This window comes from Candidatus Nanopelagicales bacterium (assembly GCA_041393815.1).
Taxonomy (GTDB): Bacteria; Actinomycetota; Actinomycetes; order S36-B12; family JAWKJK01; genus JAWKJK01.
The window spans coordinates 139,468-152,665 of sequence record JAWKJK010000002.1; the positions used below are offsets into that span (position 1 = coordinate 139,468).

At 73.3% G+C, this 13,198-nt stretch carries 11 protein-coding genes and 1 tRNA gene; 8 read left to right on the top strand and 4 right to left on the bottom strand.

What is annotated here, in order from left to right:
* The first annotated feature begins 6 nt into the window (after positions 1-6).
* The 3 genes from dusB to R2737_06145 all read left to right on the top strand — a co-directional run bounded on the left by dusB (position 7) and on the right by R2737_06145 (position 4,885).
* Complete coding sequence (dusB, locus tag R2737_06135) at positions 7-1,179, top strand: tRNA dihydrouridine synthase DusB (protein MEZ5115831.1); 1,173 nt, start codon at positions 7-9, stop codon at positions 1,177-1,179.
* A gap of 181 nt (positions 1,180-1,360) precedes the next feature.
* Positions 1,361-4,063, top strand: coding sequence for a pyruvate, phosphate dikinase (ppdK, locus tag R2737_06140; protein ID MEZ5115832.1), 2,703 nt, complete (start codon positions 1,361-1,363; stop codon positions 4,061-4,063).
* 87 nt (positions 4,064-4,150) lie between these two features.
* Positions 4,151-4,885: a YdcF family protein gene (locus R2737_06145; protein ID MEZ5115833.1), complete on the top strand. Its 735-nt coding sequence runs from the start codon at positions 4,151-4,153 to the stop codon at positions 4,883-4,885.
* A gap of 24 nt (positions 4,886-4,909) precedes the next feature.
* Here the strand turns inward: R2737_06145 and R2737_06150 are convergent, their stop codons facing one another.
* Together R2737_06150 and R2737_06155 are read right to left on the bottom strand one after the other, a co-directional pair.
* Positions 4,910-5,404, bottom strand: coding sequence for an SRPBCC family protein (locus R2737_06150; protein MEZ5115834.1), 495 nt, complete (start codon positions 5,402-5,404; stop codon positions 4,910-4,912).
* Entirely contained in the window at positions 5,401-5,790 is a 390-nt protein-coding gene (locus R2737_06155; GenBank protein MEZ5115835.1) for a metalloregulator ArsR/SmtB family transcription factor, read from the bottom strand. The genes R2737_06150 and R2737_06155 overlap by 4 nt, the downstream gene beginning before the upstream one ends.
* Positions 5,791-5,901: 111 nt before the next feature.
* Here R2737_06155 and R2737_06160 point away from each other — a divergent pair, with 111 nt between their 5' ends.
* Complete coding sequence (locus tag R2737_06160) at positions 5,902-7,164, top strand: deoxyguanosinetriphosphate triphosphohydrolase (GenBank protein MEZ5115836.1); 1,263 nt, start codon at positions 5,902-5,904, stop codon at positions 7,162-7,164.
* Between the two features lie 161 nt (positions 7,165-7,325).
* Here the strand turns inward: R2737_06160 and R2737_06165 are convergent, their stop codons facing one another.
* Positions 7,326-8,507: an aminotransferase class V-fold PLP-dependent enzyme gene (locus tag R2737_06165; protein ID MEZ5115837.1), complete on the bottom strand. Its 1,182-nt coding sequence runs from the start codon at positions 8,505-8,507 to the stop codon at positions 7,326-7,328.
* A gap of 81 nt (positions 8,508-8,588) precedes the next feature.
* Here R2737_06165 and dnaG point away from each other — a divergent pair, with 81 nt between their 5' ends.
* The 4 genes from dnaG (at position 8,589) to R2737_06185 (ending at position 12,280) form a co-directional block, all read left to right on the top strand.
* Positions 8,589-10,544, top strand: a complete 1,956-nt coding sequence (gene dnaG / locus R2737_06170; protein MEZ5115838.1) for a DNA primase — start codon at positions 8,589-8,591, stop codon at positions 10,542-10,544.
* A gap of 28 nt (positions 10,545-10,572) precedes the next feature.
* Complete coding sequence (locus tag R2737_06175; GenBank protein ID MEZ5115839.1) at positions 10,573-11,094, top strand: hypothetical protein; 522 nt, start codon at positions 10,573-10,575, stop codon at positions 11,092-11,094.
* A gap of 74 nt (positions 11,095-11,168) precedes the next feature.
* Positions 11,169-11,244: transfer RNA gene (locus R2737_06180), tRNA-Asn, on the top strand.
* Positions 11,245-11,470: 226 nt separating this feature from the next.
* On the top strand, positions 11,471-12,280 hold the full coding sequence (locus R2737_06185) for an SDR family oxidoreductase (GenBank protein ID MEZ5115840.1): 810 nt from the start codon (positions 11,471-11,473) through the stop codon (positions 12,278-12,280).
* 117 nt (positions 12,281-12,397) lie between these two features.
* Here the strand turns inward: R2737_06185 and R2737_06190 are convergent, their stop codons facing one another.
* Positions 12,398-13,084: a DUF4386 domain-containing protein gene (locus R2737_06190; protein ID MEZ5115841.1), complete on the bottom strand. Its 687-nt coding sequence runs from the start codon at positions 13,082-13,084 to the stop codon at positions 12,398-12,400.
* Positions 13,085-13,198 lie beyond the last annotated feature (114 nt).

Below are 13,198 nucleotides of genomic sequence, written 5' to 3' on the forward strand. Positions count from 1 at the left end.
GGCCCGGTGACCCTGACCGCCGACCCGGCCGCCCCGGCGCGCGACCTGCGCCTGCGGGTCGGCGACGTCGAGGTCCCCGCTGTCGTCCTGGCGCCGATGGCCGGGATCACCAACCGGTCGTTCCGGCGGCTGTGCCGCGAGGCGGGTGCCGGGCTCTACGTCTCGGAGATGGTCACGTCCCGCGCGCTGGTGGAGCGCTCCGCCGAGACGATGGACATGGTCACGTTCGACCCGGACGAGGCGCCGCGATCGGTGCAGCTGTACGGCGTCGACCCGCAGGTCGTGGCCGAGGCGGTCCGGATCGTGGTGGACGAGGACCGGGCCGACCACGTCGACCTCAACTTCGGCTGCCCGGTGCCCAAGGTGACCCGCAAGGGCGGCGGCAGCGCGCTGCCGTGGAAGCGGGACCTGTTCCGCGACATCGTGCGGTCCGCGGTGGGCGCCGCGGACGGGCGGGTCCCGGTCACGGTGAAGATGCGGCGCGGCATCGACGAGGACCACCTGACCTACCTCGACGCCGGGCGGGCCGCGGCCGAGGAGGGCGTCGCCTGGGTGGCCCTGCACGGCCGCACCACCGAGCAGATGTACGGCGACCGCGCGGACTGGGCCTCGATCGCGCGGCTGAAGGAGTCGCTCGAGCCGTACGGGACCCCGGTGCTCGGCAACGGGGACGTGTGGACCGCGGCGGACGCGCTGCGGATGGTGGCCGAGACCGGGTGCGACGGGGTCGTGGTCGGGCGCGGCTGCCTGGGACGGCCGTGGCTGTTCGGCCAGCTCGCCGCGGCCTTCCGCGGGGAGCCGGTGCCCGCGGACCCCGACCTGCGTGGCGTGCTGGCGCTGCTGCGGCGGCACGCCGTGCTGCTGTGCGAGCAGTACGGCGAGGTCAAGGGCTGCCGCGACATCCGCAAGCACATGGCGTGGTACCTCAAGGGCTTCTCGGTGCCGCGCTCGGTGCGCGCCGCCCTCGGCACGGTGGCGACGCTGGCCGAGTTGGACGACCTGCTCGCGCAGATCGACCCCGACCAGCCCTTCGACACCGCGGTGGGCTCCGGTCCCCGCGGCCGGACCGGCGGCGGCCGCCGGCCGACCCTGCCCGACGGGTGGCTGGACTCGCCGTACCTCGACCCCGCCGCGGCCGCGGACCTCGCCGGCGCCGAGCTCGGCGTCAGCGGCGGCTGAGCGCGTCCCCGGGTCGGGTCCGGGACGGACGGCCCATACCGGTCGGGGTATCACGGTCGGAACGTCCCGCGTACGGGGACCTCTGGCCCCTACACCGGACGGCCGGCACACGGTGGGCTAGCGTCGCAGCCGTCCGACCGGACGGCCGGTGGCCCACGAGGAGACGCGAGGTCCTTCCTTCATGACCGAGTACGTGTACGACTTCACCCAGGGTGACAAGGACCAGAAGGACCTGCTGGGCGGCAAGGGTGCCAACCTGGCCGAGATGACCCGGATGGGTCTGCCGGTGCCCCCCGGCTTCACCATCACCACCGAGGCGTGCCGGTTCTACCTGCACCACGGCGAGCCCCCGCTGGAGCTCGCGGCCCAGGTGACCGAGAAGCTGCACTGGCTGGAGTCGACGATGGGCCGCCGCCTCGGCGACCCGGAGGACCCGCTGCTGGTGTCGGTCCGCTCGGGCGCCAAGTTCTCGATGCCCGGGATGATGGAGACCGTCCTCAACATCGGCCTCAACGACGAGTCGGTCGAGGCCGTGGAGCGGCAGACCGGCGACGGCCGGTTCGCCTGGGACTCCTACCGCCGACTGCTGCAGATGTTCGGCAAGACCGTCCTCGGCATCGACGGGGCGCTGTTCGAGGACGCGCTGGACACCGTGAAGGACCTCACCGGCGCGACGCTGGACATCGACCTGAAGCCGGAGGACCTGCGCGGCCTGGTGTCGACCTACAAGCACATCATCCGCGAGCAGACCGGCCGCGAGTTCCCGCAGGCCCCGCGCGAGCAGCTGGACATGGCGGTGCTGGCCGTCTTCAACTCCTGGAACACCGACCGGGCCCGGCTCTACCGCCGCCAGGAGCGGATCCCCAGCGACCTGGGCACCGCGGTCAACGTGCAGGCGATGGTGTTCGGCAACCTCGGCGAGGGCTCCGGCACCGGTGTGGCGTTCACCCGCGACCCGGGCTCGGGCGCCACCGGCTCCTACGGCGACTACCTGCCCGACGCCCAGGGCGAGGACGTCGTCGCGGGCATCCGCAACACCATGTCCCTGGACGCGCTCGAGGACCTGGACAAGAAGTCGCACGACGAGCTGCTCGAGATCATGCACACCCTCGAGACGCACTACCGCGACCTGTGCGACATCGAGTTCACCATCGAGAACCGCCGGCTGTGGATGCTGCAGACCCGCATCGGCAAGCGCACCGCGGCCGCGGCGTTCCGCATCGCGATCCAGCTCGTCGACGAGGGTCTCATCTCCATGGACGAGGCCCTCATGCGCGTCAACGGGGCCCAGCTGGCGCAGCTGATGTTCCCCCACTTCGACGCCGACGGGGAGTACGAGCGGGTCGCCAAGGGCATCGCGGCCTCGCCCGGCGCCGCGGTCGGCAAGTGCGTCTTCGACTCCGGCACCGCGGTCAAGTGGGCCCGCTCGGGCGAGCAGGTCATCCTGATCCGCCGCGAGACCAACCCCGACGACCTCGAGGGCATGGTCGCCGCGGCCGGCGTGCTCACCTCGCGCGGCGGCAAGACCTCGCACGCGGCCGTCGTCGCCCGCGGCATGGGCAAGACCGCGGTCTGCGGAGCGGAGGACCTGGAGGTCGACACCAAGTTCCACCGCATGCGCACTGCTGACGGCCGCCTGATCGAGGAGGGCGACGTCATCTCGATCGACGGCACCAGCGGCGAGGTGTTCCTCGGCGAGGTGCCGGTGGTCCCCTCGCCGGTGGTGCGCTACTTCGAGGGCGATCTCGACCCGGAGTGGGAGGAGGCCGGTGACCTGGTCAAGGCCGTGGACCGCATCATGCGGCACGCCGACGAGGTCCGCCGGCTGCGCGTGCGCGCCAACGCCGACACCCCCGACGACAGCGCCCGCGCGCGCCGGATGGGTGCGGAGGGCATCGGCCTGTGCCGCACCGAGCACATGTTCCTCGGCGAGCGCAAGCAGTACGTCGAGCGGCTGATCCTGGCCGAGGACGAGGTGGAGCGGCAGGAGGCGCTGGACGCGCTGCTCCCGCTGCAGCGCAAGGACTTCGTCCGCATCCTCGAGGCGATGGACGGCAAGCCGGTGACCATCCGGCTGCTCGACCCGCCGCTGCACGAGTTCCTGCCCGACCGCACCGAGCTCGCCGTGCGCACGGCCGTCGCCGAGGCGCGGGGCGAGACCAGCGAGAACGACCTGCGGCTGCTGCAGGCGGTCAACCGGCTGCACGAGGCCAACCCGATGCTGGGCCTGCGCGGGGTGCGCCTCGGCCTGGTCATCCCCGGCCTGTTCGCGCTGCAGGTCCGCGCGATCGCCGAGGCGGCCTGCTTCCGCAACCGGCTCGGCGGCCACCCGATGGCGGAGATCATGATCCCGCTGGTCGGCAGCGTGCAGGAGCTCGAGCTCATCGCCGAGGAGGCGCAGACGGTCCTGGCCGAGGTGGCCAAGGTGCACGGCTGCTCGCTGCGGTTCCCGATCGGCACGATGATCGAGCTGCCGCGCGCCGCGCTCACCGCCGGCCAGATCGCCGAGGTCGCCGAGTTCTTCTCCTTCGGCACCAACGACCTCACCCAGACCACCTGGGGCTTCAGCCGCGACGACGTCGAGGGCGGCTTCTTCTCGGCCTACCTCGAGCGCGGCGTGTTCGGCGTCTCGCCGTTCGAGTCGATCGACCGCGACGGCGTCGGGGCCCTGGTCAAGATCGCGGTGGAGCAGGGTCGCGCGACCCGGCCGGAGCTGCACTGCGGCGTCTGCGGCGAGCACGGCGGCGACCCGGAGTCGGTGCACTTCTTCGACGAGGCCGGGCTGGACTACGTGTCCTGCTCGCCGTTCCGGGTCCCGGTGGCCCGGCTCGAGGCCGGCCGGTCCGCACTCGAGGCGAAGGTGGGGATGAGCGACACCCGCTGACCCGGCAGACGGATCGCACCAGGCCCGGCGCGACGCGCCGGGCCTGGTGCGTGTGTGACGGATGTTGTTTGTGTGACGATGCCGGACGTGTCCGTCCCCGTCCGCGCCCCTGGCCATGCGCCCGACCGCCTCGTCGTCGTCCGGACGTCGGCCACGGGGGACGGGTCCGCCGAGGAGGCGGAGCCGGACCGCGGTCGTCGTCGGTCGCACCCGGTGCGTCGGGCAGTGGTGGCCGTGCTCGCCGCGCTGGGCCTGATCGCGGTCGCCGGCCCCGCCCTCGCCGGCGGCGACGTGGTGCTGTCGGCCGGCAGCGACGACCGGACCCGGACCGACGCGATCGTCGTCCTGGGTGCCGCGCAGTACTGGGGCGACCCCGGTCCGGTGGCCTCCGCGCGACTCGACCACGCCCTGCAGCTCTACGCCGACGGCGTCGCCCCGGTCGTGGTGACCGTGGGGGACGGGCGCCCCGGCGACGCCGTGACCGAGGCCGCCGCGGGACGCCAGGTGCTGCTACAGGCCGGCGTGCCGTCGTCGCGGGTGGTGGCCGTGCAGCGCGGCGGGGACACCTACTCCAGCCTGCGGGCCGTGGCGGACCTGATGGCCGACCGAGGCTGGTCCTCCGCGACCCTGGTGTCCGACCCGGCGCACCTGGCCCGGGTCCGCCGCGTCGCCGAGTCCCTGGGCATCGACGCCCACGTCTCGGCGGCCTCGACCGGGCCGGGCACCGGGCTCACCGCGGAGTACGTCGCCCGGGAGACCCTCGGGCTGCTGCGGTTCGAGCTGCTCACCCAGCGGTCGGTCGACCCGGTCCTCCCGGGCTGAGGGGGGTCCCGCCCGGCCGGGAGGTCAGCGGGCCAGCAGGTCGTCCAGGCGCTCGTACCCCTGCACCACGCCGGTCTCCATGCCGCTGGCCACGAACGCGTCCCGGTCGGCGAACGAGTCGACCAGGGACGTCGCGGTGAGCAGGGTGCGGGAACCGCCGTCCAGCGGGGTCAGCACGAGCTTCTCCAGCGCCACGCCGTCCGGCATCCCCTCGAACGTGAACGTCTGCACGATCCGCTCGCTGGGCCGGACCTCGTGGAAGCTGCCGTGGAACCAGAACTCGTCGTCGCCGCGCCGGTGGACGTAGCGGTAGCCGCCGCCGGTGCGGCAGTCGTACCGCTCGACCTCCATCACCAGGTCGCGCGGGCCGAGCCACTGCACGACCAGGTCGGGGTCGGTGTGGGCGCGGAAGACCGCGGCCGGCGGGGCGTCGAACTCGCGGGTGATGCGTACGAGAGGGACGTCGGCGTCGACCTCGATCCGGGTCTCGGGGTGGGCGGCGGCACGCGGCTCAATCATGACGGGTTCCTCTCGGCGGAGTCGGTGGTGTCCGGGGGGGTCTGCGGGGGGAGCGGCTCGACGTCGTGGGGGAGGCCGGCCAGGACCGTGTCGAGGCGGCGGTAGCGGTCCTCCGCGCGTCGCCGGTAGCGCTCGATCCAGCCGGTCATCAGGTCCAGCACCTCCGCCTCGAGGTGCACCGGTCGGCGTTGGGCCTCCCGGCGACGGGACACCAGGCCGGCGTCCTCGAGCACCCGCAGGTGCTTGGAGACCGCCTGCAGGCTCACGTCGTACGGGGCGGCCAGCTCGCCGACGGTGGCGTCCCCGGCGGTCAGCCGGGCCACGATGTCGCGGCGGGTCGGGTCGGACAGCGCCGCGAAGGCGCGGGACAGCGGGTCGGCCGACACGGCACCCCCTTGCTCAACTGTTCGGTTGACGACGAACCCTGCCCGGGCCGGACACTCTTGTCAACCCTCTGGTTGAACACGCGTGTGCGCGGGGTGGCTAGGGTCGCGCCGATGCCCGAGTACCGGCCGGAGCCGCCCGACGACCGGCTCTCCCCGGGGTACGACCCCGCGGACGAGCGGCGCTACGTCGAGGAGCCGCCCAAGCGCAGCGGCCGCACCGCGTTCGCGCGCGACCGCGCCCGGGTCCTGCACAGCGCCGCCCTGCGCCGGCTGGCGGCGAAGACCCAGGTCCTGGTGGCGGGCCAGGAGGACTTCCCGCGCACCCGGCTGACCCACACCCTCGAGGTCGCGCAGGTGGGGCGCGAGCTCGGGGCGTCGTTCGGCTGCGACCCCGACCTGGTGGAGGTCGCCTGCCTGGCGCACGACCTCGGGCACCCGCCCTACGGGCACAACGGCGAGGACGCGCTCGACGCCGTCTGCGCCGGCATCGGCGGCTTCGAGGGCAACGCCCAGTCCCTGCGGGTCCTCACCCGGTTGGAGGCCAAGACCTTCGACCCCGCCACCGGGCGCAGCGTCGGGCTCAACCTGACCCGGGCGGCGCTGGACGCCGCCACGAAGTACCCGTGGCCGCGGCGCGAGGGCACCCGGAAGTTCGGCGTGTACGCCGACGACGTCGAGGTCTTCGACTGGGTCCGCGCCCCGGCGCCGGAGGACCGGCGCTGCTTCGAGGCGCAGGTCATGGACTGGGCGGACGACGTCGCGTACTCGGTGCACGACGTGGAGGACGCCGTGCACGGCGGCCACCTGGACCTGCGGGCGCTGGCCTCGGGTGCCGAGCGCGCCCGGGTGGTCCAGCTGTGCGGGTCCTGGTACGTGCGCGGCGCCGACCCCGCGGCACTGGAGGCCGCCCTGGACCGGCTGCTGGCGCTGCCGTACTGGCCGGGGTCGTACGACGGTTCCCAGCGCGGGCTCGCAGCGCTGAAGAACCTGACCTCGCAGCTGATCGGCCGCTTCTGCTCGGCGGCGGAGACGGCCACCCGGTCGCGCTCCGGGGGTGGACGGCTGACCCGGTACGCAGCCGACCTGGTCGTGCCCGAGCCGACCCGGCACGAGGTCGCGGTGATGAAGGCCGTGGCCGCCGTGTACGTGATGCAGCGCGAGGGTGCCGAGGCGGTGTACGAGGCGCAGCGCGCGACGCTGACGGAGCTGGTGTCGGCGCTGGTGCTGGACGGGGGACGGTCGCTGGACCCCTGGCTGCGGCCGGCGTACGCCGCGGCTCCCGACGACGCGGCCCGGCTGCGGGTCGTCGTCGACCAGGTCGCCAGTCTGACCGACGTCAGCGTGGTGGACTGGCACCATCGGCTGTGCCGCTAGGCCGCGACGCTGCCCGCCGTCGGCGGAGTCCGCAGAAGTGAGCCGACGGGTCGTTACCCGGGCCCTCGAGCGTCGGGTAGCGACCGTTCGCCTCACAACTGTGCGGCGGGCGACTGGCGTGCGGCGGAAGTGGATCTTCCGCGGACGACCCACTGTCGGCGTCACCGCGTGACGTCGGCGACCGCCGCCACCAGCCGGTCGATCTCGGCCTCGGTGTTGTACGCGTGCGGGCTGACCCGCACCAGGGCGTCGACCTGCTGCGTGGTGAAGTCCTGCAATGCGTACTCCGGCGTCGACAGGCTGGTGTTGATGCCCAGCGACCGCAGCGCGCCCACGATGTCGGCCGCGGCGACCCGGTCGTGGGTGAGTGTCACGATGCCGCCCCGCTCGGACCCGCGGTCGCGCACCACGACCCCGGGGACCTCGGCCAGCCCGGCCCGGGCCCGCTCGGTCAGCGAGCGGATCCGGTCGCGCAGCCGGTCCACCCCGAGGGCCCGCGCGTAGTCCACCGCGGCCCCGAGCCCGAGCAGGCCCGCGTACGAGCGCTCCCAGAGCTCGTACCGACGTGCGGTGTCGGCGACCGCGTACGACGCGTCGCCGGTCCAGGTCGCCGAGTGCAGGTCCAGGGGGTAGGGCTCCAGGGCGAGCGCCCGGTCCGAGGCGTAGAGGAAGCCGGTGCCTCGCGGGCCTCGCAGGAACTTGCGCCCGGTCGCCGACAGGAAGTCGCAGCCGATCCCGGACACGTCGACGGGGAGCTGGCCGACTGACTGGCAGGCGTCGAGGAGGTACCAGGCGTCGCTCCCGGTGTCGCGGAGCACGCGTCCGACGCCGGCGGCGTCGTTGACCAGGCCGTTCTGGCTGGGCGCGTGGGTCACCGCGACCAGCCGGACCCGCTCGTCCAGCATCGACCGGAGCGCGGCGGGGTCCAGCGCGCCGTCCGCCCCGTCGGGGACGAACTCGACCGTGACCCCGAGGCGGCCGACCAGCTGCAGCAGCGGCAGCACGTTGCTGGCGTACTCGCTGGTCGCGACCAGCACCCGGTCGCCGGCCTCGAACGGGACCGACAGCAGCGCCCGGTGCCACGCAGCCGTCGCGGACTCCTGCTGGGCGATGTTGCGCGCCTGCGTGCCGAGGAGGTCGGCGACCGAGTCGTACACCCCGTCGATGCGCTCGGCGGCCTCGGCGTGCGCCTCGTACCCGCCGATCTCGGCCTCGCGGCGCAGGTGGGTGACCACCGTCTCGACGACCACGTCCGGCGGGAGCGACGAACCGGCGTTGTTGAGGTGGACGACGCGCTCGCAGCCGGGGGTGTCGGCGCGCAGCCGGGCCACGTCGAGGTGCATCCGCGCACCCTAGCCACGCGTCACCGACGGGGCTGGGGACGGGCGTCGGCGGCGCCGCCGAGCCGCGCCTAGGATCCCCGCATGGCGGGTCGGATCCGGGACGAGGACGTGGCCCTCGTCCGCGAGCGGGCCCGCATCGACGACGTGGTGCGCGAGTACGTCGGGCTCAAGCCGGCCGGCGGCGGGTCGCTGAAGGGACTGTGCCCCTTCCACGACGAGCGCAGCCCGTCCTTCCACGTGACCCCCTCCCGTGGTCTCTACTACTGCTTCGGGTGCGGGGAAGGCGGGGACGTCATCTCCTTCGTGCAGAAGGTCGACCACCTCACCTTCGCCGAATCGGTCGAGAAGCTCGCGGGCAAGGTCGGCGTCCAGCTGCGGTACGAGGAGGGCGGCGCCGCCGTCAACCGGCAGCAGGGCCAGCGGACCCGGCTGGTCGACGCGCACAAGGCGGCGGCCTTGTTCTACCGGGAGCGGCTGGCATCGCCCGAGGCCGAGATCGGGCGGCGGTTCCTCGCCGAGCGTGGGTTCGACGACGCGGCAGCGGAGCACTTCGGCGTGGGCTATGCGCCGAAGTCCTGGGACGCGCTGACGTCGCACCTGCGCCAGCGCGGTTTCACCGACCAGGAGATACTGGCCGGAGGGCTTGTGTCGCAAGGCAATCGCGGGGTTTATGACCGGTTCCGTGGTCGTCTTGTCTGGCCGATCCGCGACATGTCCGGGGACACGATCGGCTTCGGTGCCCGACGGCTGCACCAGGACGACGAGGGACCGAAGTACCTCAACACCCCGGAGACGCCGATCTACAAGAAGAGCCAGGTGCTGTACGGCATCGACCTGGCCCGCCGCGAGATCTCCAAGCAGCAGCAGGCGGTCGTGGTGGAGGGCTACACCGACGTGATGGCCTGCCACCTGTCGGGCGTGCCGACCGCGGTCGCGACCTGCGGCACGGCGTTCGGGTCGGAGCACGTGAAGGTGCTGCGCCGGCTGCTGATGGACGACGACGCGATGCGCGGCGAGGTGGTGTTCACGTTCGACGGGGACGCGGCGGGCCAGAAGGCCGCGCTGCGCGCGTTCGAGGAGGACCAGCGCTTCGTCGCGCAGACGTTCGTCGCGGTCGAGTCGTCCGGGCTTGACCCGTGCGACCTGCGGCAGCAGCGCGGCGACGAGGCGGTGCGGGCGCTGGTGGACCACCGGGTGCCGCTGTTCGAGTTCGCGATCCGGTCGACCCTGTCGTCGTACGACCTCGGCACCGCTGAGGGACGCGTCGCCGGCCTGCGGGCGGCCGCGCCGGTCGTGGCGCGGATCCGCGACGCGGCTCTGCGCCCGGAGTACGCCCGGGTCCTGGCCGGCTGGCTGGGCATGGACGAGCAGCCGGTCGCACGCGCGGTCGCGGCGGCGGGTCGCTCCGACGGATCGTCGGGTCGCCCCGCCGCCGAGCAGCGGCGGCGCCCGGAGTCGCCGGAGCACGAGGCGGAGCGCGGGTCCGAACGCGGGTCCGACCGTGAGCCGGGCCGCGACGACCAGGCCACGACCGCCCCGCCGCGGGTGCCCCCGCCGGACCGGCGGGACCCGCGCTACGCGGTGGAACGCGAGGCGCTGAAGTGCGTGCTGCAGGAGCCGGCGCTGGTGGGGGAGTGGTTCGCCTCGGTGGAGCCGAGCGCGTTCACGGCGGTCGCCTACGCGCAGGTGCACGCCGCGATCGCGGCCGCGGGCGGCCCCGCCGCGGCACTGAGCGGGCTGGAGTGGGTGGACGCCGTGCTGGCGGCCTGCCCGGACGACGCCGTCCGGGGGCTGGTGCGCGAGCTGGCGGTGGAGCCCGTCCCGTCCGTCGACCAGGCCGACGAGCGCTACGCCACGTCGCTGATGGCCCGGCTGCTCGAGCTGGACGCCGCCCGCCGCGTCACCGACGTCAAGGCCCGGCTGCAGCGGGTCGACCCGCAGGCCCAGCCGCAGGACTACGAGCGGCTGTTCGCCGACCTGCTGGCGCTGGAGGCATACCGGCGGTCCCTGCGCGAGCGGGTGCACGGTGATGTCTGAGCGCGGCCCGGCGCGGGAGGGCTGAGCCGTGGGCCTGTTCCGGCGCGGACTGCCGCCGGCCGCGCGCGAGTCCCTCGACCTGGTGGGCGGCGAGCGACCGATCGCCTGGGGAGCCGGCCCGCGCCTGGCCGGGCGGGAGGAGCCGCCGTACGTCGTCGCCACCGACCGGGCCCTGCACGTGGGCGCGCTGTGGGCGCCGTCTCGCATCCCGTGGGACCGGATCAGCCGGGCGACCTGGCAGGACCCGGTGCTGGAGCTGACCGTCCAGCTGCGCCCCGGGGGTCGGCCGGACACCGTACGGCTGGAGCTCGACGACCCCGGGGAGGTGCCGGTCGTCGTCCGGGAGCGGGTGCAGGCCAGCATCGTGGTCTCGCAGCACGTGCCAATGGAGGGCGAGAAAGGCGCTCGGATCGTCGCCCGCCGGGACTCCGACACCGGTGAGCTGCGCTGGTCGGTCGTGTTCGACACCGGCCTGGACCCCCGGGACCCCGACCTGCGGGCCCGCGCGGACGAGGCGCTGGCCGACCTGCGGGCCTCGTGGGGCGTGTGAGGCCGGCCACGCGCGTGGTCGGGAGCACGGTGCGGGCTTTGTTATCCTTCTCCGGCACCCGCAACGGGTGACGGTCCCGCGTAGCTCAATCGGCAGAGCGTCCGGCTGTTAACCGGCAGGTTATAGGTTCGAGTCCTATCGCGGGAGCCACCAGCGACGAGACGCGCTGACAGACAACGAGAAGGACCCGGCCCGAGGGCCGGGTCCTTCTCGTTGCAGCGGGCGCCGTGGGTCGATCCCACCCTCTGGTGCCCCTTCTGTCACCTACAGCGCGCACAACCGGCACCACAGCGAGTGTCGCTGACGATGGACCCTGGCCCACGCCCCGATGCCGCAGTACGCACGTGGTAGACGCGGCGTCGGTGAGGGGGCTCCCATGGAGGATCTGCGCGGCAGGGTCACGCTGCTGACCGGGGCCGCTCACGGCATCGGCGCGGTCACCGCGAACCTGTTGGCCACCCGGGGTATGGACCTGGCCCTCGTGGACCGCGACGGGGACGCCCTGGCCGACGTCGTACGCACCTGCACGGCCCTCGGTGTGCGGGCCGTCCCGATCCAGGCTGATGTCACCGTCGCGGAGGACCGAAGCCGGGCGCTGGCTGCGACCGAGCGCGAGCTCGGACCGGTCGACGTGCTTGTCAACAACGCCGCCATCATCGAATGGGTGCCGTTCGTCGAGCAGGAGCCCGACGGGATCACCCGGACCGTCGACACCAACGTCACCGCCCCTCTGCAGCTGGCCCGAGCCGTCCTGCCCGGGATGATCCGTCGCCGGTCCGGGCACCTGGTCACCCTGGCGTCCCTCGAGGGCAAGGTTGGCGTACCGCACACCGCCACGTACGGAGCGACCAAGGCGGCACTGCTGATCTGGAACGCGGCGCTGCCCTCCGAGCTGGACGGCACCGGCGTCGGGGCCACGGCCATCGCCCCCGGCTACGTCACCGAGGTCGGCATGTGGGCGGCCTGGGGACTGCCGGCACCGGCCATGTCCGGACCCGTTACCCCGGAGCAGGTCGCCCGCGCGGTGCTACGGGCCCTGAGTGACGACCCGCAGGAGATCATCGTCCGCAACACCCCCACTCGACCCCTGCTCGCCCTCGCCGCGATCCGACCCGAGATCGCCGGCTGGCTGCTGAAGGTCATGGGGATCGACAAGCAGATGAAGTCCCTCGTCAGCCGCCGCTAGCCCGCGTCCGGCAGCGACCCTCCCGCTCGTGTGGTGCCGCTTTCGTCACCTACAGCTCGTGAAAGCGGCACCACAGGGGCGGTCCCGCGGGAGCGGGGAGTTCCGGAAGGCTGCCGGTCACGCCGGTTCCGGCACTGGCTCCGGCTCCGTGGCTCCCCTGACCAGGAGCCAGAGGGCCAGCGTCAGCTCCGCGATGAGTCCCACGACGAAGCTGACGTAGCTCAGCCCGACCCAGTCCGGCAGCAGGAAGTACTGCAGGGGGTACGCGCCCCACGCGACGAACTCCACCATGAGCAGGACGCCGAGGAATCGGGGCAGGTATCCGGACCTGTAGACCAGGTAGCCCAGCGGGAGCAGCCAGGCGGCGAAGAAGAACTGGGCGATGACGAACCCGTTGTCGTACAGGTCGAGGAACAGCGTGGCCAGGGACTGGGACGGGTCGACGCCGACCGTGGCCAGGAACCCGGGGTCACCCAGGACGACCACCGCGGCGAAGAGGTTGAGCAGGTTCAGGCACTGCACCGCGACGCCCGCGAGGTTCAGCAGCAGGAACAGCAGCGCCAGGTCCCGGTTGACCGGCTTCAGCAGGACGTACAGCGCCCACGCCGTCAGCAGGAACAGCACGCCGGCGAGGACGTCGAGGACGAAGCTCACGCGCAGCAGTTCCTCGGATGCTGCGATGTTCCGGGCAGTTGCGGCCGGGTCCCCCTCGACGATGATCCCGCCGCGGGTGGTCGTGGCCAGGGTCGTCAGGAGGATGTAGGTCAGGTACAGGCCCCCCGCGAGCCGCGCCCTTCGGCTCATCGAATGCATGTCGTGCGCCTCCTCGGCAGCAGCGACTCCTGGACGCCTTCGGCCCTGATCGGGCACGGACCCGACCGCGTCCCCACCGGCCACCGTAGCCCTCTCGCATCCTCC